We start from the raw sequence: 19,567 nt of genomic DNA, 5'->3' as shown, positions 1-19,567 counted from the left end.
CCGCTCAGACCGCCGCGCGCAGGGCCTGCAGGAAATCGCCGATTAGGGCCTGCTGCTTTTTCGACTGCGCCCGGTCCTGCGGCCAGGTCAGCCAGTATCCGTCGCGGGTTTCCAGATCGGGACGCCCCAGCCGGATCAGACGGCCCGAGGCCAGATCCGCCGAGGCCAGGGCGACCGACCCCAAGGCGACCCCCAGCCCCTGCCGCGCCGCGCCCAGGGCATGTTCCATCGAATCAAAGCTCAGACCGGCGCGTGGCAGATCCGTGTCGCCCGTCTTCTGCATCCAGTCCTGCCAGCCGGGCCGTTCGCCGCGCAGCTCGATCACCGGCGCGCCCCAGCTGACGCCCGGCGCCGCCATCGGGGTCAGAACCTCGGGCGCGATCAGCTCGGCGACGCGCCCCGGCCAGCTGCCGCGCCCATAGCGGATCTGAAGCCAGGTCCGCTCGTCCTCCAGCGAGGACCGCCGAGCCACCGAATCCGTGGTGACCTGCACCTCGGGCCGCAGGGCGCGAAATGCCCCCAGGCTGGGCAGCACCAGCGCCTGGATATGCGAGGACAGCCCGGCCACCCGCAACGCGCGCGGGGCGGTGCCGAACAGATCCTCGGTGTTGCGTTCCAACGCGCGCAGACTGTCCTGCACCAGCGGCAGATAGCTTTCACCCTCGACCGTCAGCGACACGCCGCGCGCCTCGCGCACGAACAGGGACCGGCCCAGCCAGGATTCCAGATTGGCGATGCGTTGGCTGACCGCCGCCTGGGTCAGGCCGAACTCGCGTGCCGCAGCCGAGAACCCGCCCAGCCGCCCGGCCGCCTCGAACACGCGCAGCCAGTCCAGAGGGGGCAGGCCGACCTTTTTCTTGCTCATTAGATTTTCCAACCCTCAGTGGAAACAAGCCTTAATTGTCGTAATGCCATATCCCGCGTATCTCCTCAATCAAAGCCCGCGCTGAACAGGAGAGCCCCATGCTGCGCCACGCCACCCATGACCCGGCGGTCGTTTCGGTTGAATTCGAAGACGGAACCCGCGCCCGTTTCCACGCCATCTGGCTGCGTGACAATGCGCTGGACCCGAAGACGCGCGACCCTGGCAACGGCCAGCGCCTGATCACGATCGGCGACATTCCGGCGGGGATCGCGATTCAGGCGGCCGGCGTGGCGGGCGGTGACCTGCAGGTGACCTTCGCCCCCGAAGACAAGACGGTCACCTTCCCCGCAAACTGGTTGGCCGCGCATGTCTATGACCGGGACCAGCCCCGCCAGATGGGCTGGCTGTCGCCCGGCATCACCACCTGGGACGGCGGTTTCGCGGCCCCGGCTGGCGACTGGACGCAGGTGCATGAAAACCCCGCCGCCAAGCGCGGCTGGCTGGCGGCGGTCGCCGAATACGGCTTTGCCAAGCTGACCGGCGGCCCGACGGAACCTGCTTCGCTGCTGAAGGTCGCCGACCTGTTCGGCTATGTGCGCGAGACCAACTATGGCCCCTATTTCGAGGTGCGGACCGAGGTGAACCCGACCAACCTGGCCTATACCGGCCTTGGCCTGCAGGCGCATACCGACAACCCCTATCGCGATCCGGTGCCCACGCTGCAGATCCTCTATTGCCTGGAAAACAGCGCCGAGGGCGGGGAGTCGATCGTGGTCGACGGCTTTCGCGCGGCCCAGCGCCTGCGCGAAGAAAACCCCGAGGGCTTTGCCCTGCTGGCCGGCTATCCCGCGCGGTTCGAATACCGCGGTTCGGACGGGGTCTGCCTGCGCGCGCGCCGCCCGATGATCGAGCTGTCGCCCGATGGCGAATTGATCGGCATCCGCTTCAACAACCGGTCCTCGGCCCCGTTCGTTGATGTGCCCTTCGACCGGATGGAGGCCTATTACGCCGCCTACCGCCGTTTAGGCGAGATCATCGACGACCCGGCCATGGGCGTGGCGTTCAAGCTGGAGCCGGGCGAGAGCTTCATCGTCGACAACACCCGCGTCCTGCACGCGCGTCTGGGCTATTCGGGTGCCGGGTCGCGCTGGTTGCAGGGATGTTATGCCGACAAGGACGGGCTGCTATCGACTCTGGCCGCGATGCGGATGGCGCAACCGGAGGCGGCGGAATGAAATCCGATTTCCAGACCCTGACCCGCGACAACATCGTAGCCTTCATCGCCGATATCTTCGACCGGCGCGGAGGCGAGGAATACCTGGGCGAGCCGGTCACCATGGCTCAGCACATGCTGCAGGGCGCCACCATCGCCGAGCAGAACGGCATGCCCGAAGAGATCATCGTGGGCGCTCTGCTGCACGATATCGGGCATTTCACCTCGGAATTCGGCACCTACCACCCCGACGACACCGAGGACCGCTACCACGAGGATGCCGGCGCCGAGGTGCTGGAGCGGTTCTTTCCCTCGGTCATCACCGATTGCTGCCGCTATCATGTCGCGGCCAAACGGTACCTGTGTGCAACCAGGCCCGAGTATTTCAACCGCCTGTCGGCGGCCTCGGTCCATACGCTGGAATTGCAGGGCGGCCCGATGAGCGCCGAGGAAGTCGCCGCATTCGAGGCCAACCCGAACCTGAAGGAAATCATCCAGGTCCGGTATCTGGACGAGGCAGGCAAACGGCCCGACATGGACACCCCCGGCTTCAACCATTTCGCGCCGATGGTTCAGCGCATGGTCGACCGGCATCTGGGCGAGGGTTAAAGCCCCAGCACATCCACCATGTCATATTGGCCGGGGGCCTTGCCCTGCCCCCACAGCGCCGCCTTCAGCGCGCCTCGGGCAAAGATCGCCCGGTCGGTCGCCACGTGGCGCAGCACGATCCGCTCGCCCGGTGCGGCGAACAGCACGTCGTGTTCGCCAACGATGTCGCCACCGCGGATGGCGTGGAATCCGATATGGCCCCGCTGCCGGGCGCCGGTGATCCCGTCGCGGCCCCGGTCGGCGACATCGGCAAGGTTCACGCCGCGCCCCTCGGCCGCGGCCTCGCCCAGCATCAGGGCCGTCCCCGAGGGCGCATCGACCTTGTGATGGTGATGCGCCTCGATCACCTCGATGTCGAAATCCTCGTCCAGCGCGGCGGCGACCTTCTTGGTCAGTTGCACCAGCAGGTTCACGCCCAGACTCATGTTGCCCGCCCGCACGATCACCGCATGACGCGCGGCGGGTTCCAGCGCGGCGATCTGTTCGTCGCTCATGCCGGTGGTGCCGATCACATGCACGCAGCGCGCCTGCGCCGCCAGCGCGGCGAACTCCAGCGTCGCCTCGGGCGCGGTGAAGTCGATCACCGCCTGGGCCTGGGCAAAGGCCTCGAGCGGATCGTCGGTGACGGTCACGCCCAGCGGCTGACCACCCATCGCGGTGCCCACGTCCTCGCCGATCCAGTCATGGCCCGTGCGCTCGACCGCACCGACCAGCCGCGCCTGTTCGCTGTCGGTGATGGTCTTGATCAGCATCTGCCCCATCCGGCCCGAAGCCCCGGTCACGACGATTCCCGGAATATGCGTCATTGCGCTGGTCCTTCTTCTGAAATTCGGCTCAAAGCCTCCTACCCGGTTCGGGGCCGCTTGGCAAAGCCCCGCTTTGCGCTTAGATCGGGGACATGGCTAAGAACAAATTCCACGACGGCCCCGGCCCCTCGCAACGGCAGCTTCGCGTCGGCGAACTGATCCGCCGCACCCTGTCCGAGGTGCTGGCGCGCGGCGACGTGCACGACCCCGACCTGAACCGCCTGTCGATCACCGTGGGCGAAGTGCGCACCTCGCCCGATCTCAAGATCGCCACGGCCTATGTGCTGCCGCTGGGCGGCAAGGGACAGGAGACCGTGATCGAGCTGCTGGCCCGCAACAAAGGCGAGCTGCGCCGCATGGTCGGCAAGAAGGTCGGCCTGAAGTTCGCCCCCGACCTGCGCTTCCGGCTGGACGAAACGTTCGACCGCATGGACGACACACGCCGGATGTTCGAACAGGACGCCGTGCGCCGGGACCTGGACGAGTGATCCGCAGGACCGCCGCTTTGGTCGCATTGCTCTGGGCCGGACAGGCCGGCGCGGTGACGTGCGAGCGCGTGGCCCACGAAGACCGGCGCTATACCGTTTGCGAGGTTGACGCCACCACCGAGGACCTGCGCCTGTTCCTGTATGACGACGCGGGCCGGGTGCTGGGCCATTTCTCGTCGGTGAATGAGGAACTGGCCGATGCGGGCCAACGCCTGAGCTTTGCGATGAATGCCGGCATGTATCACGAGGACCGCTCGCCCGTGGGCCACTATGTCGAAGACGGGCAGGAACTCATGCGCGTGATTCCCAACCCCGGCCCCGGCAATTTCGGCCTGCTGCCCAACGGGGTGTTCTGCATCCGCGAAGGCCGTGCCGACGTGTTCGAGACGCTGGACTATCTAGATCGCAAGCCCGACTGCCGCTTTGCCACCCAATCCGGCCCGATGCTGGTGATCGACGGCGAATTGCATCCGCGGTTTCTAAAGGATTCGACCTCGCGCTATGTGCGCAACGGGGTGGGCACCAGCGCCGATGGCAGCCGTGCGGTATTCGTGATTTCCGAAGATTACGTCACCTTCCACGAGTTCGGCCGCCTGTTCCGCGACGTTCTGAACACGCCCAACGCGCTATTTTTCGACGGCAACATCTCGCGCATGTATGATCGGGCGGCGAACCGATCGGACGTGGGATTCTCGCTGGGGCCGATCGTCGGCGTGGTCGAGGACATCCCGGCAAATTGACAGCGCCGGACCGATCCGCTAGGTCGCGCGCCTCAGCAGAATTCTAGGTGCATCATGGGACGCAAACGCAAGGGTCGTGACATTTCCGGTTGGCTGGTGGTCGACAAGCCCGCGGGCATGACCTCGACCGCCGTGGTCAACAAGGTCCGCTGGGCGCTGGACGCCAAAAAGGCGGGCCATGCCGGCACGCTCGACCCCGAAGCCACCGGCGTTCTGGCCGTCGCTTTGGGCGAGGCCACCAAGACCGTTCCCTACATCACCGATGCGCTCAAGGCCTATACCTTTACCGTGCGGCTGGGTCAGGCCACCAATACCGACGATGCCGAGGGCGAAGTTATCGCGGAAAGCGACCTGCGCCCCACCGATGACGAGATCAAGCAAGCTCTGCTGCCCTTCGTGGGCGAGATCATGCAGGTGCCGCCCAAGTTCTCGGCGGTCAAGATCGACGGTCAGCGCGCCTACAAGCTGGCCCGCGAAGGCGAGAATGTCGAACTGGCCGCCCGGCCCCTGTGGGTCGAGGAACTGGTGCTGGTCGACCGGCCCGACCCCGACCATGTCGTGCTGGAAATGACCTGCGGCAAGGGTGGCTATGTCCGCTCGATCGCGCGCGACCTGGGTGCGGCGCTGGACTGCCATGGCCACGTCAAGGAGCTGCGCCGGATCTGGTCCGGCCCGTTCGAGGCCGAGGACGGCCTGAGCATCGAGCAGATCGACGCGATGGCGAAAACCCCGGCGCTGGATGACTACCTGCGCCCGCTGGAGGAAGGGCTGGCCGACCTGCCCGAGCTGAAATGCACCCCCGAAGGCGCGACCCGCCTGCGCAACGGCAACCCCGGCATGGTTCTGGCCAGCGACGTGGAATACGGCGACGAGGCCTGGGCCTCGGTCGACGGCAAGGCCGTGGCGGTGGGGGTCTACAAATCCGGTGAACTGCACCCCAGCCGGGTGTTCGCCGGCTAGGTCTCGTGCTAAGCGAAGGCGCATGATCACCCGGTCCCACACCAAGGGCGACGCGCCCTCGACAGCCGTTTATTCCGACTGCGAACGCTATCGCTACAGCCTGACCCGCATCTGGGATCCGGCAGGGCGCCGGGCGCTGTTCGTGATGCTGAACCCCTCGACCGCGACCGAAGTGCAGAATGACCCGACCGTCGAGCGTTGCGAGCGGCGCGCGCGGGCCTTGGGGTTCGGGGCGTTCCAGGTGACCAACATCTTTGCCTGGCGCGACACCGACCCGCGCAAGATGCGCGCCGCGGCCGATCCGGTGGGGCCGGAAAACGACGCCTCCATCCTGGCCGGCGTGGACTGGGCCGATCAGGTGATCGCCGCCTGGGGCACGCATGGCGCGCATCTGGATCGCGGCCCGACGGTCGAGCGTCTGCTGCGCGGCACCGGCCAGCCGCTGTTCCACCTGGGGCTCAGCAAGGCAGGCCACCCCAAGCATCCGCTCTACATCGCGTATACTCAGCAACCTGAACCGTGGAACCGGTGACAAAGGGTTAACCACAGACTCAGGTTGGCTTTGACCAACCCTTTGGCAGCATGGGATATTTCACACTCGGGGTGGCACGCTTTCGGAGGGTTCCCATGTTTCTGCTCGGATTGTTCGGCCTGGCCGCGATGGGCGGCGCAGCATACGCGATCAGCGACGTATTCTCGGGGGATGAGGACGAGGACAACGACGATGTCATCGAAGAAGATGCCGTCGAAGACATTCCCGAAGGAAATCTGCTTGAGATTGACGATTCTTTCGAAGACCCGGCCGAGGCCGAGGATGCGTCCACCGGAACCATACTTTCGGACGTAGACGGAAACCTGGTCATCGCCGGCGGACCGGGCGTGGATGTTCTGAGCGGGGCCGAAGGCAACGATCAGATCAACGGCTATGACGGCGGTGACATTATCGATGGTGGCGCCGGAAATGATACGTTGTTCGGGGCGGACGGGGATGACACGCTAAACGGAAACACTGGCAATGATGCTCTGCACGGTGGCAACGGTCACGATGACCTCTCGGGGAATGCTGGTGACGACATATTGTACGGCCATGCTGGCGAAGACCAGTTGGTTGGTGGCGTAGGCGATGACGATCTGTACGGCGGTTAGGGCAACGATGACCTTGCCGGGGGTGAGGGCGAAGACGCGCTGCAAGGCGGCGACGGCGAAGACATGCTCGCCGGCGGCGCAGGGGCAGACACGCTGTTCGGCGGTGATGGCGACGACACTCTGACCGGCCGGGACGATGGCGACACGCCCGCCAGCGATTTTCTGAACGGCGGCGCGGGGGACGACACGATCCTGGCCGATGCCGGAGATGTCGTCACCGGCGGTCAGGGAGCGGACCAGATCGCCATCGATGGAACGGGCACCGGGAAGGAAGTCAGCATCGTGGATTTCACTCCCGGAGAAGACAAGCTGCTGATCGAATGGAACGGCCCTGACGCGCCCGAAATCGGGATCGAACAAGACGCGGACAACGCCGATCTGACGCGCGTTCTGGTCAACGGGCGTGAGGTGGCCTATCTGTTCGGCGCCCAAGGTCTTGGGCCCGAGGATATCCAACTGACTCCGGGTCTGGACCCGACCCTGACCAGCCCCATGGGCTGAGATACGCAGAATCCCTTTGCCATTTATTCCGATTGCGCCTATACGCGCCCATCCGCATCGGAATCGGTGCGGTTTTCTCCATGGGCCTGTGCTGGACGACATCCCGGCCTGCGCCATCAACTCTAACCTTCGAAGGAGACCCCGATGTCGATCACTGCTGAAGAAAAAGCACGCGTCATGAAAGAATTCGCGACCAAGGACGGCGACACCGGTTCGCCGGAAGTCCAGGTTGCCATCCTGACCTCGCGCATCAACACCCTGACCGAGCACTTCAAGACCCACAAGAAAGACAACCACGGCCGCCGTGGTCTTCTGAAGATGGTCGCCCAGCGCCGCAAGCTGCTGGACTACCTGAAGGGCAAGGAAGAAGCGCGCTACCAGGACCTGATCAAAAAGCTGGGCATCCGCCGCTAAGCGCGGACTACACCGCTTTCAAGTTCGAGACGCCCGCCATATGGCGGGCGTTTTTTGTCAGAGGAGCGCGGTGTTCAATCCAGCGCGTTCTTGTAGACCACACCGTCTTTCATGATCAGGTCGAAGTTTTCGCCCGGATTCCCAACCAACTCAAGGTTTTCAAGCGGATTGCCGTCGACGAGGATCAGGTCGGCATAGGCACCCTCTTTGATGACCCCTAGCGGGCCGTCTTGATACGGGTGCCGGGGGCCGCTCAGTTCCAGCAACCGGGCGTTTTCAGAAGTGGCGATTTTCAACACTTCATACGGGGTGAACCATTCGCCCAATCGCACCAGATAAAGGCTTTGTTGATACGCCTTGGAGGCGTCCAGAAGCTGGTCGGTCCCAAAGGCCAGGTTCACCCCCACCTCTTTGGCCATCGGGTACAGGTTCGCAACGGCATCTGTGACCTGCTTGTATTTTGCCGCGCTGACCGGGCTGTCCCAGACCATGTCCTCTTCTTTCATGGTCTGGGGGCTTAGCCATGCCCCTTTTTCTTTCATGAGCTCAAGCGTTTCACGAGACGCGAAGAAACCATGCTCGATGCTCATGACGCCGGCTTCGACTGAGGTGCGAATCCCGCGGTCCGTCATTACATGGGCCAGTACGTAAGTATTGAAGTTCGCAGCTTCTTCGACGACCGCTTCGATCTCATCAACAGAGTATTCGCTCACATCCAGCGGATCATACTGTGAGGATACGCCACCGCCCGTGGTTATTTTGACTTGGGAGGCACCGTACTTGAGAATCTCGCGGGTCCTTTTGCGAACCTCGGGGACCCCATCGGCCACCATCGCCATCATGTTCTTTTCCCAATAACTCAACTCGGAAGTCGAGTTTCTTGGGTTTTCCAACAAACTGTGGAAATCGGCATGACCCGATGTTTGGCTCATGAACGGCCCCGAAGGCAGAATGCGGTGCCCGGGGTATTCGCCGGAATCGATCAGTCTCTTGATTGCAAATGGATTGCCGCCGGGATCGCGCACTGTTGTGAAGCCGCGCATCAGGGTTTCCTTTGCCCCTGTCATCGAACGAATGGCCACTTCCGACATATCGCCTTGATTGAAGATCAAGACGGTTGCTGGGGTATACGCATATGTCGTGTGCCAGTGCACATCGATCAGACCCGGGATCAGGGTGCGCCCACCGCCATCGATCACCGTTGCACCTTCGGCCGAGATCGGGTCTGTCGACACAGCTGCAATCAGGTTGCCCTCGATCAGAACATTCGCGTTCTCGATGCGCCCGTCGTTGACGCCATCAAATACATGCACATTGGTGATCAGGGTCTGAGCCGGGTCTTGCTGCGCGGAAACCGAGGTGGCGGCAAGCAGCGCCACTAAAAGATGAATACGCATAAAGTATCTCCTGTCAAACACCGCCATCTTAGCAAATAATCCGATTTGTACATGCGGAAATTCGCGCAAAAACATGCATCATGAACGTACCCTCGAAACAGCCGAAAGGCGTAAAGAATGATAGCTCTGATCCTAAATGCCTACCGTCTGCTCAAGGCGATCGTCCGATCGTGGGATGATCCGCATTTTCGGGGCGGTTTGCTGCTATGTATTCTTATTCTTCTGTCCGGGACGCTGTTCTACAGCAGCGTCGAGGGCTGGCATTGGGTTGACGCGCTGTATTTCAGCGCGACCACATTATCGACGGTCGGGTTCGGCGATCTGTCCCCGGCGACCAAGATCGGCAAGGTCTTCACCGTGATCTACATTTTCGTCGGGGTCGGCGTGTTCATCGCAATGTTCATTCAATTTGCGAAGGCTTTGTTGCGAGATCCTGAATAGAGACTTCCGACCCGGGTCAAACCTTCGGAACTTACAGCTGGGTCCGGTTAAAGCGAAAAAACACCCGCCAATTGGCGGGCGTTCATAGGCCGTCGAGGGCGGCTCAGATCTTGGCGCGCTCAGACTTCAGCGCCAGCCACAGACAGTAGCACATGATCAGCACCACAAGCGTGAACGGGATGCCAGTTGACACCGCCGCACCTTGCAGCGCGGCAAGGCCGCCACCCAGCAGCAGCGCGATCGCGACCAAGCCTTCCAGCGTGCACCAGAACACACGCTGCACCACCGGGGCGTCCATTTTGCCGCCGGCGGTGATCGTATCGATCACCAGCGACCCCGAGTCCGACGAGGTGACAAAGAAGACCACGATCAAAATCAGCGCGATCGGAGCCACGATGCCGTACAGCGGAAGCTCTTTCAGGAAGCCGAACAGCGCGCCTTCGGGGGCATAGCTGTCGATCACCGTGGCCTTGACGCCCTCGGCGCCGCCGACGTTCAGCATGTCGATGGCCGCGCCACCGAAGGTCGACATCCACAGCGCACAGACCGCCGTAGGTGCCAGCAACGCGCAGATCACGAATTCACGCACCGTGCGCCCCTTGGAGATGCGGGCGATGAACATGCCCACGAAAGGCGACCACGCGATCCACCAGGCCCAGTAGAAGGTTGTCCAACCGTGGAAGAAGCTGGTGTCTTCGCGCCCGAACGGGTTCGACAAAGCCGGCAGCAGCCTGACGTAATCGGTCATCACGCTGAAATAGCGCGAGATCGCCGTGCCGATCCCGGTCACTGCAATCACGAACAAGAACAGGCCCACGGCCATGATCATGTTGATCTCGCTGAGCCGCTTCACACCCGCGTCCATTCCCATCAGCACCGAGCCCAGCGCGATCATCGTGATACCGATGATCAGCAAGACGACGACGGTGGGGCTGGGTTCGATGCCGAACACCTCGTAGAGACCGGCGGCAACCTGCTGCGCGCCCAACCCCAGCGATGTGGTCAGACCGAACAGGGTGGCAAACACCGCCAGCGTGTCGATCGCATGGCCCCACCAGCCCCAGACACGCTCACCCAGCAACGGGTAGAAGGCCGAGCGCAGGGTCAGCGGCAGGCCGAGATTGTAGCTGAAGATCGCAAGGCTCAGGCCCACGGCGGCGTAGACCGCCCAGCCCTCCAGCCCCCAGTGGTGGATGGTACCGACAACACCAATGTATTCATTGCCCGGCACCGCGATGTCGATGCCCAAAGGACGGGCGCCGCCATCCTCGGCGAAATTGTAGTAGACCGGCTCTAACACGCCAAAAAACAGCAATCCGATGCCGATCCCGGCCGCGAACATCATCGCAATCCAGCCGGCGTAGGAGTAATCGGGCTTGGCGTCTTTGCCGCCGATGCGCACCTTGCCCACCGGCAGAACGATCAAGGCCAGGCAGAACAGCGTGATTGCATCCACGGACAGGACGAGGAACCAGTCGAAGGTGCTGGTCAGCCACGGCCGCAGCCAACCGAAGAACGTTGCTGCGGCCTCTTGATTGGCGAGAGCGATCAGCACGAAGGCAAAGATCAGGATGCTTGAGATAAGAAAAACCGGGTTGTGAATATCCAGCCCGAATGGGCGAACATTGTCCTGCCCCAGCTCGTATTCCGTTTCGAAATCATAGATCCGCGGATCCGGATCCAGCATTTTCTTGGTCTGAGACATGTGGCCGTCCCTTTCGTTCGCGCGAATTGCAAACGCCAAGGTATTCGGCCGTCGGACGACAGTGAGTAGTCTTACCCCCTTGGCGCCTTTTCGTCGTCTGGACCGCGGGTTCCGTGGTAAGAGGCTACACTGCAATCACTTTTTCACAAAATGCATTCGCCTACGGGAATATGTCTGCGCATGGCCAGCGATGGCCTGACCGAGGTCGAGAGGACGGGGTCGCATTAGTTTCGCGGCTTTCCTACCACCGTCGCAGCCCGGAGTTTCTCTCCAGCCTCTGCCGCGCCGATTTCCGATCTGCATATCCTCGATGACGAGCGATGGTCCTGTTTGCGAGCGGGTGCACGCCAGATGCTATGCGGGCTTACGCATCGGAACGTTCGCGGTGTCGGCTGACGCAAAGGCGAACCACGGCAGATGCAGGACCGTGTGCCTTCTGCGGCCTTATCCCTTTCAATCCGACGCAATCTCATGTATGCGCGCGGTATCTGAGACGTTGTGCCCTGACCCCGGCACTCGAATGGAAGATAAATTGGGGTCGGCGGCAATGGGGCCGCCACGCAAAACGGGAGACCCGCAGGGGCGGGAGTGCTCCCATCTAGGATACGCATATGTTTGATGTAACGAAGAAATCGATGCAGTGGGGCGAGGAAACGCTCACACTGGAAACCGGCAAGGTTGCCCGTCAGGCTGACGGCAGCGTGATTGCCACGCTGGGCGAGACCAGCGTCATGGCCAACGTGACCTTTGCCCGGGAACAGAAGCCCGGTCAGGACTTTTTCCCGCTGACCGTGCACTATCAGGAAAAATACTATGCCGCCGGCAAGGTGCCGGGTGGCTTCTTCAAGCGCGAGGCCCGTCCGACCGAGAAAGAGACGCTGACCGCGCGCCTGATCGACCGTCCGATCCGTCCGCTGTTCGTTGACGGGTTCAAGAACGAAGTTCTGGTGATGTGCACCGTACTGAGCCACGATCTGGTCAACGACCCCGACATCGTGGCGATGATCGCCGCATCGGCGGCCCTGACCATCTCGGGCGCGCCCTTCCGCGGCCCGATCGCCGGTGCCCGCGTTGGTTTCGTGGATGGCGAGTACGTCCTGAACCCGACCGTGGACGACATGCAGGACCTGCGCCTGAACTCTGAACAGCGTCTGGATCTGGTTGTGGCCGGCACCAAAGACGCCGTGATGATGGTGGAGTCGGAAGCCTACGAGCTGACCGAAGCCGAGATGCTGGGCGCCGTGACCTTCGCGCACGAACAGATCCAGCCGGTGATCGACCTGATCATCTCGCTGGCCGAAGACGCCGCGAAAGAGCCCTTTGCCTTCGAAGCCCCTGACTACTCGGAGCTGTACGCTGCCGTGAAAGCTGCCGGTGAAGAGCAGATGCGTGCCGCATTCGCAATCACCGACAAGCAAGAGCGCACCGCAGCCGTCGCTGCCGCGCGCGAGGCCATCAAGGCCGCTCTGACCGAAGAGCAGCTTGAGGACTCGAACCTGGGTTCGGCGATGAAAAAGCTCGAAGCCAGCATCCTGCGCGGCGACGTGGTGAAGGGCGGCAAGCGGATCGACGGTCGTTCGACCACCGACGTGCGCCCGATCGTGGCCGAAACCGGCCTGCTGCCGCGGACCCATGGTTCGGCCCTGTTCACCCGGGGTGAAACCCAGGCGCTGGCCGTGACCACGCTGGGCACCGGTGACGACGAGCAGTTCATCGACGCGCTGCACGGCAACTTCAAATCGAACTTCCTGCTGCACTATAACTTCCCGCCCTACTCGGTCGGCGAAGTGGGCCGCGTTGGTTCGCCCGGTCGCCGCGAAATCGGCCACGGCAAACTGGCATGGCGCGCCCTGCAGGCGGTTCTGCCGGCTCCGACCGATTTCCCCTACACCATCCGCGTGGTGTCCGAGATCACCGAGTCGAACGGCTCGTCCTCGATGGCATCGGTCTGCGGCGGTTCGCTGTCGATGATGGATGCGGGCGTTCCGCTCAAGGCTCCGGTGGCCGGTGTGGCCATGGGTCTGATCCTGGAAGACGACGGCGACTATGCCGTTCTGACCGACATCCTGGGTGACGAAGACCACCTGGGCGACATGGACTTCAAGGTTGCGGGTACCGAAAACGGCATCACCTCGCTGCAGATGGACATCAAGGTCGCGGGCATCACGCCCGAGATCATGGAGAAAGCCCTGGCTCAGGCCAAGGACGGCCGTCTGCACATCCTGAACGAGATGAGCAAGGCGCTGAGCGAGACTGCCGAGTTCTCGATCCACGCACCGCGCATCGAGACCATGCAGATCCCGACCGACAAGATCCGCGAAGTGATCGGCTCGGGCGGCAAGGTGATCCGCGAGATCGTGGAAACCAGCGGCGCCAAGGTCGACATCAACGATGACGGCATCATCAAGATCGCATCGCCCGATGGTGAGTCGATCAAGAAAGCCTACGAGATGATCCACTCGATCGTGGCTGAGCCGGAAGAAGGTCAGATCTATACCGGCAAGGTCGTGAAAATCGTCGATTTCGGCGCCTTCGTGAACTTCTTCGGCAAGCGTGACGGTCTGGTCCACGTGTCTCAGATCGAAAACCGTCGCCTGAACCACCCTTCGGACGTTCTGAAGGAAGGCCAGGAAGTGAAGGTCAAACTTCTGGGCTTCGACGATCGCGGCAAGGTCCGCCTGTCGATGAAATGCGTCGATCAGGAAACCGGCGAAGAGATCGTGCCCGAGAAGAAAGAAAAGAAAGAGGAAGGCGCGGAATAATCCACCCTGCCCCTTGCTTGATCCAAGACCCCGGTTCCGGCCGGGGTCTTTTTTGTTTTACCGAGGCCTTTCCCGGGCGGCGCCCCTGTTCTATGCACGACACCATGCGATCCTTCGTCATCCATATGTCCTCCAGCACCGCGCGCCGACCCAATGCCGAGCAGCTCTGCGCCGACCTGCCCAATGCCGAACTGATCGAAGCGGTCAACGGGCGCGATCCGGCGCAGATTGCTGGGGTCACGCTGCACCCGGGCAACCTGCATCGCCCACGCTACCCGTTCACTCTGCGCCCGGCCGAGATCGGCGTCTTCGAAAGCCACCGCCGGATCTGGCGCAAGATGGTCGACGAAGGGATCGACCTGGCAATCACCGCCGAGGATGACCTGCGCGTCGATCCTGACCGGATGTCGGCGGCGCTGGATCTGCTACGCCCGATCGCGACCCCTGACCACTATATCCGCATCCCGGTCAAGCAGCGCGAAACCGCAGCCCAGACCCTCGCTGAGCATGACGGCCTTCGTCTGATCCTGCCCAAGGTCATCGGACTGCAATGCGTCTGCCAGGTGGTGGGCCGGAAGGCGGCGGAACGTCTGCTGGCGGCCACCGACCGCATTGACCGCCCGGTGGACACCTTTCTGCAGATGCACTGGATCACGGGCCAGTCCGTCCACGCGCTGTTGGGCAGCGGCAACCAGGAAGTGGCCGGTGAAATCGGCGGCTCGACGATCCAGACGAAACCGCCGTTGACCGATAAGCTGACCCGCGAGTTCAAGCGCGCCGCCTATCGCGCGCAACTGCACCTGCATCCGCAGCGCCCCGCCTAGTCGGGCACCGCATCGCCCAGTTCCTCGACCAAGAAATCCATCGCCCGGCGCACCCGCAGCGGCAGATGACGCCGTTCAGGATAGACGATCCAACTCGCGCGGCTTGGATCTTCGTACCCCTGCAGTATCGGCTCCAGCTCAGGGGGGCGCTTCGCGCCCAGAAAAATCTCGGGCGCGTACATGACCCCCAGACCCTGCCGCGCGGCTGAAAGGATGGCGTGCGGGTTGTTTGCCTGCCACCGGCCATGCACCCGAACCTCGATCGGATCGCCCGAGCCGGGGTCGCGGAACACCCACCGGTCATTGTTGGTGACCAGGCACTGATGATGCCGCAGGTCGGCCGGATGGGTCGGCCTTCCGTGCCGGTCGAGATAGCCGCGCGCGGCCACGCAGACCATCCGTCGGGTTGCCAGACGTCGCGCGATCAGCCCGCTTTCGGTCAGCGTGCCATAGCGGATGGCAAAGTCGAAGCCTTCCTCGGTCAGGTTCAGAAGGCGCGAATTGAAGTCGATGGTGACCGAGAGCTTTGGGTGCAGGCTTGCGAACCGCGCCAAAGCGGGCGCCACGAACTGTTCAGCAAACGGCCCGGCGGCCGAAACGCGAATGCGCCCTGCGATCTGGGCCCGATCCCCTGCCGCCGACTGGTTCGCCTCTTCCAGACCCGCCACAAGCCCGGCCACCCGCGCGTGATAGTCGCGTCCGGCGTCGGTCAGGCGCACCACGCGGGTCGAACGCGCCAAAAGCTTGACGCCCAAACGATCCTCAAGCCGGGCGACCTGACGCGAGACATGACTGGCCGAAACCCCAAGCCGCCGGGCCGCAGCAGTGAAGCCCCCCGCCTCGACCACCATCAGGAATTCTTCCAGCCCGTCCCACAGCGCCATCTCGCAGCCTCATTATTACCTGTCAGCAATAATGCTTTGCCAAATCCGGCACTAATCAACAAGCGGCAACAGCCATATATCCCGTCACACAAGACACGGGCCGGGTGAACCGGCCGAACTAGGAGAAAACACATGGCTTCGACTGCAAAGAAAATTCTGGTCGTCCTGACATCGCATGACCAGCTGGGCGACACCGGAGAAAAGACCGGGTTCTGGCTCGAGGAGCTGGCCGCTCCGTATTACGTGTTCAAGGATGCCGGGGCCGAATTGACAATGGCCTCGCCCAAAGGTGGCCAGCCGCCGCTGGACCCCAAAAGCAGCGCACCCGACAGCCAGACCGACGACACCCGCCGGTTCGAGGCCGACCCCGAAGCGATGGCGGCATTGGCCAACACGGTCAAACTGTCCGAGGTGAACGCCCACGACTATGACGCGATCTTCTATCCCGGTGGGCACGGGCCGCTGTGGGACCTTGTGTCGGATGAGAAATCGATTGATCTGATCGAGACGTTCTGGTCAGCGGGGAAACCGGTCAGCGCCGTGTGTCACGCCCCGATCGTTCTGGCGAACGCCAAGGCCGCGGACGGGTCGCCCTTGGTCAAGGGTCGTACCGTCACCGGCTTCACGAATGAAGAAGAAGACGCCGTCGGCCTGACCGAAATCGTGCCCTTGCTGGTCGAGGATACGATGAAAGACAGGGGTGCGCAGTTCAGCAAGGTGGAGCCGTTCCAACCGCATGCCGTGCAGGACGGCAAACTGATTACCGGGCAGAACCCGGCGTCGTCCGCTGCGGTTGCAAGGAAAGTGCTTGAGGCGCTTGAGGCCTGAGGACGTTCAATGCGGTACGGGGCGGGACATGATGTGCCCCGCCCCTTTTGATGTCAGCTCGGCGCCTTGGTCTTGCGCAGATAGGGGAAGATCGTCTCGAACTCGCCGAACTTCTCCTTGGCTTCGTCATTCGAAACCGACGGCGGGATGATCACGTCTTCGCCCGGCACCCAGTTGGCCGGAGTGGCCACGCCCTTGGCGCTCATCTGCAGGCCGTCCAGCGCGCGCAGAATTTCGGCGAAATTCCGGCCCACGGTCATCGGATAGGTCATCGACAGTTTCAACTGCTTGTCCGGCCCGATGATGAAGACCGAGCGCACCGTGGCGCTGTCCGCCGGGGTTCGGCCGTCGGGCAGATATGCCTCGGCGGGCAGCATGTCGAAGGCCTTGGACACTGCCAGTCCGTCATCGGCGATGATCGGAAAGCCGGGGTTGGCCTTGCCATAGGCCTCGATGTCTTTCTTCCACTTCTTGTGGTCCTCGACCCCATCGACCGAAACACCGATCACCTTGGTGTTGCGCTTGGCCCATTCGTCGTTCAACTGCGCCACGGCCGAAAACTCGGTGGTGCAGACCGGAGTGAAATCCTTGGGGTGCGAGAAGAGGATCGCCCAGCTGTCGCCGATCCAGTCGTGGAACTGGATGGTGCCCTGGTCCGTTTCAGCGGTGAAATTGGGGACGGTATCGTTGATGCGCAAACCCATGATGCATCTCCTTTCCTGTGAAAACCCGAGTCGGTTGGTGCAAACCTAATCACTTTGCCCTCAGGTTAAACCATTGATGTGGCACAGGGGTAAAAAACGTGCGATCAATAATTTGATCAAATTTCCAGAATTGCCTTGCCCCAAGGGGGCCGCAGTGACAGAGTGCCCGGGAAAACCGACCGCGCGGTCGAATGAATGCGGATCAAGAGGACACGCCATGATCGAGAAACGCGACTTTTACATCAACGGCCAGTGGGTCGCCCCCAGCCAAGCCAATGATTTCCATGTGATCGACCCCTCGACCGAGGAGCCCTGCACGGTGATTTCTCTGGGCGGTCAGGCCGATACCGACGCGGCCGTGGCGGCGGCCAAGGCGGCGCTGCCGGGCTGGATGGCCACGCCGGTCGAAGAGCGCATCGCGCTGGTGGAAAAGCTGATCGAGACTTACCCCACCCGTGCCGAAGACCTCGCGCAGGCGATGTCGATGGAGATGGGCGCACCGATCGACATGTCGCGCACCCAGCAGGTGGGCGCCGGGATATGGCACCTGAAGAATTTCATTCGAGCAGCCAAGAATTTCCAGTTCGAGCGCCCCCTGGGCGACCACGCCCCCAATGATCGGATCATCTACGAGGCGGTCGGCGTTGCCGCGCTGATCACCCCGTGGAACTGGCCGATGAACCAGATCACGCTCAAGGTGGGCGCGGCGGCCATCGCGGGCTGCACCATGATTCTGAAACCGTCCGAGCAGAGCCCGCTGAACGCGATGATCTTTGCCGAGATGATGCACGAGGCGGGCTTCCCGCCGGGTGTCTTCAACCTGGTGAACGGCGACGGCGTGGGCGTGGGCTCGCAACTGTCGGGGCATCCGGACGTCGACATGGTCAGCTTCACCGGCTCGACCCGTGCGGGCACGGCGATTTCCAAGAACGCCGCCGACACGCTCAAGAAGGTGCATCTGGAACTGGGCGGCAAAGGCGCCAACGTGATCTTTGCCGATGCCGATGACAAGGCTGTCAAGCGTGGCGTATTGCACATGATGAACAACACCGGCCAGAGCTGCAACGCGCCCAGCCGGATGCTGGTGCAGCGCCCGATCTATGATCAAGCCGTGGAAACCGCGGCCGAGGTGGCGGGCAAGGTCACCGTGGGCCCGGCGATGCAGGAAGGCCGCCATATCGGCCCCGTCGTGAACGAGCTGCAATGGACCAAGATCCAGGCCCTGATCCAGAAAGGCATCGACGAGGGTGCGCGCCTGGTCGCCGGCGGTCCCGGTCGCCCCGAAGGGTTCAACAAAGGCTATTTCGTGCGCCCCACCGTGTTTGCCGACGCCAACAACCAGATGACCATCGCGCGCGAGGAGATCTTTGGCCCGGTCCTGACGATGATCCCCTTCGATACCGAGGAAGAGGCCATCGAGATCGCCAATGACACGCCATATGGCCTGACCAACTATGTTCAGACGCAGGACGGCGCCCGCGCCAACCGCATGGCGCGGCGCCTGCGGTCGGGCATGGTCGAGATGAACGGCCAATCGCGCGCTGCCGGTTCGCCCTTTGGCGGCATGAAACAGTCCGGCAACGGGCGTGAAGGCGGTGTCTGGGGGCTGGAGGACTTTTTGGAGGTCAAGGCCGTCAGCGGCTGGACCCCGGAATAACCCCCGCACGGGAACGCACAAAATGTGGGGCAAGGCGCGGACAGGCACCTTGCCCCGTTTGCGTCAGGCCGGACGCACCACCAGTTGTGGCTCGCCGTTCGACGTATGGCGAGCTGACCGACCGTCCCAGCCGATCTGACCGCTGACGCGCTGGCGAAAGGCCGAGAAGCTGTCAAAGGTCACCACGTCGACCGGGGTGTCGAACTGCAGCGTGATCCGCCGCTGCGCGCCGTCGCCCAGCATCGTCAGGCCGCGGATTTCCCCGGTGAAGGGCTGGCCCAGATAGGTGCCCCGCACGCGGTCTCCGACCTTCAGGTGCAGCCGGTTTCCGGCCATCGCGTGCAACGTGTTCCAGTCGCGCGCGCCGTGCTGATGGGCGATCATCTCAAGCGATTGCGCATGGCTCAGGGCCACGCCGGCGCCACGCAGTTTCTCGCGCAGGCGTTTGGCCTGCACTTTCAGCTCGCCCACGGGGGCGATGGTTCGGATCTGTGTCATGTCTTGCCTCGTTTCCAGAAACGGGCGCGAGTATTGGACGGGGCTCGCCTTGCCATCCGCGCGCCGGGAAAGGGCAACAGATGTGGTTTGAACCGGGTTTCACCAAAGCCAAAGGGCCGCGAGCG

At 62.9% G+C, this 19,567-nt stretch carries 21 protein-coding genes and 1 pseudogene; 15 read left to right on the top strand and 7 right to left on the bottom strand.

Annotated features, from left to right (window positions below; translation table 11 throughout):
• Window positions 1-4 precede the first annotated feature (4 nt).
• Entirely contained in the window at window positions 5-865 is an 861-nt protein-coding gene (locus ACR0DA_RS12175) for a LysR family transcriptional regulator (protein WP_170457301.1), read from the bottom strand.
• Between the two features lie 98 nt (window positions 866-963).
• On the opposite strand from ACR0DA_RS12175, the gene tmpA reads away from it, so the two are divergent.
• Both tmpA and tmpB read left to right on the top strand, forming a co-directional pair.
• Window positions 964-2,100, top strand: coding sequence for a 2-trimethylaminoethylphosphonate dioxygenase (tmpA, locus tag ACR0DA_RS12170; protein ID WP_480754198.1), 1,137 nt, complete (start codon window positions 964-966; stop codon window positions 2,098-2,100).
• The gene (gene tmpB / locus ACR0DA_RS12165) at window positions 2,097-2,687 is read left to right on the top strand and encodes a (R)-1-hydroxy-2-trimethylaminoethylphosphonate oxygenase (RefSeq protein ID WP_480754196.1); all 591 of its coding nucleotides are present in this window, start codon (window positions 2,097-2,099) and stop codon (window positions 2,685-2,687) included. The genes tmpA and tmpB overlap by 4 nt, the downstream gene beginning before the upstream one ends.
• Here tmpB and dapB read toward each other — a convergent pair.
• On the bottom strand, window positions 2,684-3,493 hold the full coding sequence (gene dapB, locus ACR0DA_RS12160; protein ID WP_170391249.1) for a 4-hydroxy-tetrahydrodipicolinate reductase: 810 nt from the start codon (window positions 3,491-3,493) through the stop codon (window positions 2,684-2,686). The two genes, tmpB and dapB, sit on opposite strands and share 4 nt — an antisense overlap.
• A 92-nt stretch (window positions 3,494-3,585) precedes the next feature.
• On the opposite strand from dapB, the gene rbfA reads away from it, so the two are divergent.
• The 8 genes and pseudogenes from rbfA to rpsO all read left to right on the top strand — a co-directional run bounded on the left by rbfA (window position 3,586) and on the right by rpsO (window position 7,742).
• Complete coding sequence (gene rbfA / locus ACR0DA_RS12155; protein ID WP_480754194.1) at window positions 3,586-3,981, top strand: 30S ribosome-binding factor RbfA; 396 nt, start codon at window positions 3,586-3,588, stop codon at window positions 3,979-3,981.
• Window positions 3,978-4,721, top strand: coding sequence for a phosphodiester glycosidase family protein (locus ACR0DA_RS12150; RefSeq protein ID WP_480754193.1), 744 nt, complete (start codon window positions 3,978-3,980; stop codon window positions 4,719-4,721). Before rbfA ends, ACR0DA_RS12150 begins: the two co-directional genes overlap by 4 nt.
• A gap of 54 nt (window positions 4,722-4,775) precedes the next feature.
• On the top strand, window positions 4,776-5,681 hold the full coding sequence (gene truB / locus ACR0DA_RS12145; RefSeq protein ID WP_480754191.1) for a tRNA pseudouridine(55) synthase TruB: 906 nt from the start codon (window positions 4,776-4,778) through the stop codon (window positions 5,679-5,681).
• 22 nt (window positions 5,682-5,703) lie between these two features.
• Window positions 5,704-6,213 (top strand): DUF1643 domain-containing protein, encoded by a 510-nt coding sequence (locus tag ACR0DA_RS12140; protein WP_480754189.1) that lies wholly within the window; start codon window positions 5,704-5,706, stop codon window positions 6,211-6,213.
• Window positions 6,214-6,308: 95 nt separating this feature from the next.
• Entirely contained in the window at window positions 6,309-6,827 is a 519-nt protein-coding gene (locus tag ACR0DA_RS12135; protein WP_480754187.1) for a calcium-binding protein, read from the top strand.
• Window positions 6,828-6,839: 12 nt separating this feature from the next.
• Window positions 6,840-6,962: pseudogene (locus tag ACR0DA_RS12130) on the top strand (calcium-binding protein); the annotation flags it as partial.
• Entirely contained in the window at window positions 6,948-7,328 is a 381-nt protein-coding gene (locus tag ACR0DA_RS12125) for a hypothetical protein (RefSeq protein WP_480754407.1), read from the top strand. The pseudogene ACR0DA_RS12130 and the gene ACR0DA_RS12125, both read left to right, overlap by 15 nt.
• A 144-nt stretch (window positions 7,329-7,472) precedes the next feature.
• Window positions 7,473-7,742 (top strand): 30S ribosomal protein S15, encoded by a 270-nt coding sequence (rpsO, locus tag ACR0DA_RS12120; protein WP_005980247.1) that lies wholly within the window; start codon window positions 7,473-7,475, stop codon window positions 7,740-7,742.
• Window positions 7,743-7,816: 74 nt separating this feature from the next.
• Here the strand turns inward: rpsO and ACR0DA_RS12115 are convergent, their stop codons facing one another.
• Window positions 7,817-9,139 (bottom strand): metal-dependent hydrolase family protein, encoded by a 1,323-nt coding sequence (locus ACR0DA_RS12115; RefSeq protein WP_480633708.1) that lies wholly within the window; start codon window positions 9,137-9,139, stop codon window positions 7,817-7,819.
• A gap of 117 nt (window positions 9,140-9,256) precedes the next feature.
• On the opposite strand from ACR0DA_RS12115, the gene ACR0DA_RS12110 reads away from it, so the two are divergent.
• Window positions 9,257-9,580, top strand: a complete 324-nt coding sequence (locus tag ACR0DA_RS12110; RefSeq protein ID WP_170341097.1) for a potassium channel family protein — start codon at window positions 9,257-9,259, stop codon at window positions 9,578-9,580.
• A gap of 103 nt (window positions 9,581-9,683) precedes the next feature.
• Here the strand turns inward: ACR0DA_RS12110 and ACR0DA_RS12105 are convergent, their stop codons facing one another.
• Window positions 9,684-11,285 (bottom strand): BCCT family transporter, encoded by a 1,602-nt coding sequence (locus ACR0DA_RS12105; RefSeq protein ID WP_170341096.1) that lies wholly within the window; start codon window positions 11,283-11,285, stop codon window positions 9,684-9,686.
• A 611-nt stretch (window positions 11,286-11,896) separates the two neighbouring features.
• On the opposite strand from ACR0DA_RS12105, the gene pnp reads away from it, so the two are divergent.
• Together pnp and ACR0DA_RS12095 are read left to right on the top strand one after the other, a co-directional pair.
• Window positions 11,897-14,047, top strand: coding sequence for a polyribonucleotide nucleotidyltransferase (gene pnp, locus ACR0DA_RS12100; RefSeq protein ID WP_480754185.1), 2,151 nt, complete (start codon window positions 11,897-11,899; stop codon window positions 14,045-14,047).
• Between the two features lie 92 nt (window positions 14,048-14,139).
• Window positions 14,140-14,871, top strand: coding sequence for a glycosyltransferase family 25 protein (locus tag ACR0DA_RS12095; RefSeq protein ID WP_254437585.1), 732 nt, complete (start codon window positions 14,140-14,142; stop codon window positions 14,869-14,871).
• Here the strand turns inward: ACR0DA_RS12095 and ACR0DA_RS12090 are convergent.
• Window positions 14,868-15,755, bottom strand: coding sequence for a LysR family transcriptional regulator (locus tag ACR0DA_RS12090; RefSeq protein WP_170433823.1), 888 nt, complete (start codon window positions 15,753-15,755; stop codon window positions 14,868-14,870). The genes ACR0DA_RS12095 and ACR0DA_RS12090 overlap by 4 nt on opposite strands.
• 132 nt (window positions 15,756-15,887) lie before the next feature.
• On the opposite strand from ACR0DA_RS12090, the gene ACR0DA_RS12085 reads away from it, so the two are divergent.
• A complete protein-coding gene (locus tag ACR0DA_RS12085) occupies window positions 15,888-16,583 on the top strand; it encodes a type 1 glutamine amidotransferase domain-containing protein (RefSeq protein WP_170439133.1) in 696 nt (231 codons plus the stop codon).
• A gap of 53 nt (window positions 16,584-16,636) precedes the next feature.
• On the opposite strand, the gene ACR0DA_RS12080 is transcribed toward ACR0DA_RS12085, so the two are convergent.
• Complete coding sequence (locus tag ACR0DA_RS12080; protein WP_093964131.1) at window positions 16,637-17,287, bottom strand: peroxiredoxin; 651 nt, start codon at window positions 17,285-17,287, stop codon at window positions 16,637-16,639.
• A gap of 217 nt (window positions 17,288-17,504) precedes the next feature.
• Between ACR0DA_RS12080 and ACR0DA_RS12075 the strand changes: the two genes are divergently transcribed.
• Entirely contained in the window at window positions 17,505-18,944 is a 1,440-nt protein-coding gene (locus ACR0DA_RS12075) for an aldehyde dehydrogenase family protein (RefSeq protein ID WP_480754183.1), read from the top strand.
• A 63-nt stretch (window positions 18,945-19,007) separates the two neighbouring features.
• Here ACR0DA_RS12075 and ACR0DA_RS12070 read toward each other — a convergent pair whose 3' ends face one another.
• On the bottom strand, window positions 19,008-19,442 hold the full coding sequence (locus ACR0DA_RS12070) for a glyoxalase superfamily protein (protein ID WP_170341087.1): 435 nt from the start codon (window positions 19,440-19,442) through the stop codon (window positions 19,008-19,010).
• Between the last annotated feature and the right edge of the window lie 125 nt (window positions 19,443-19,567).

The sequence above is a fragment of the Ruegeria sp. CI8 genome, assembly GCF_056536865.1.
The sequence above is the reverse complement of the archived record's forward strand: the minus strand, read 5'-3'. Positions and strand labels throughout refer to the sequence as shown.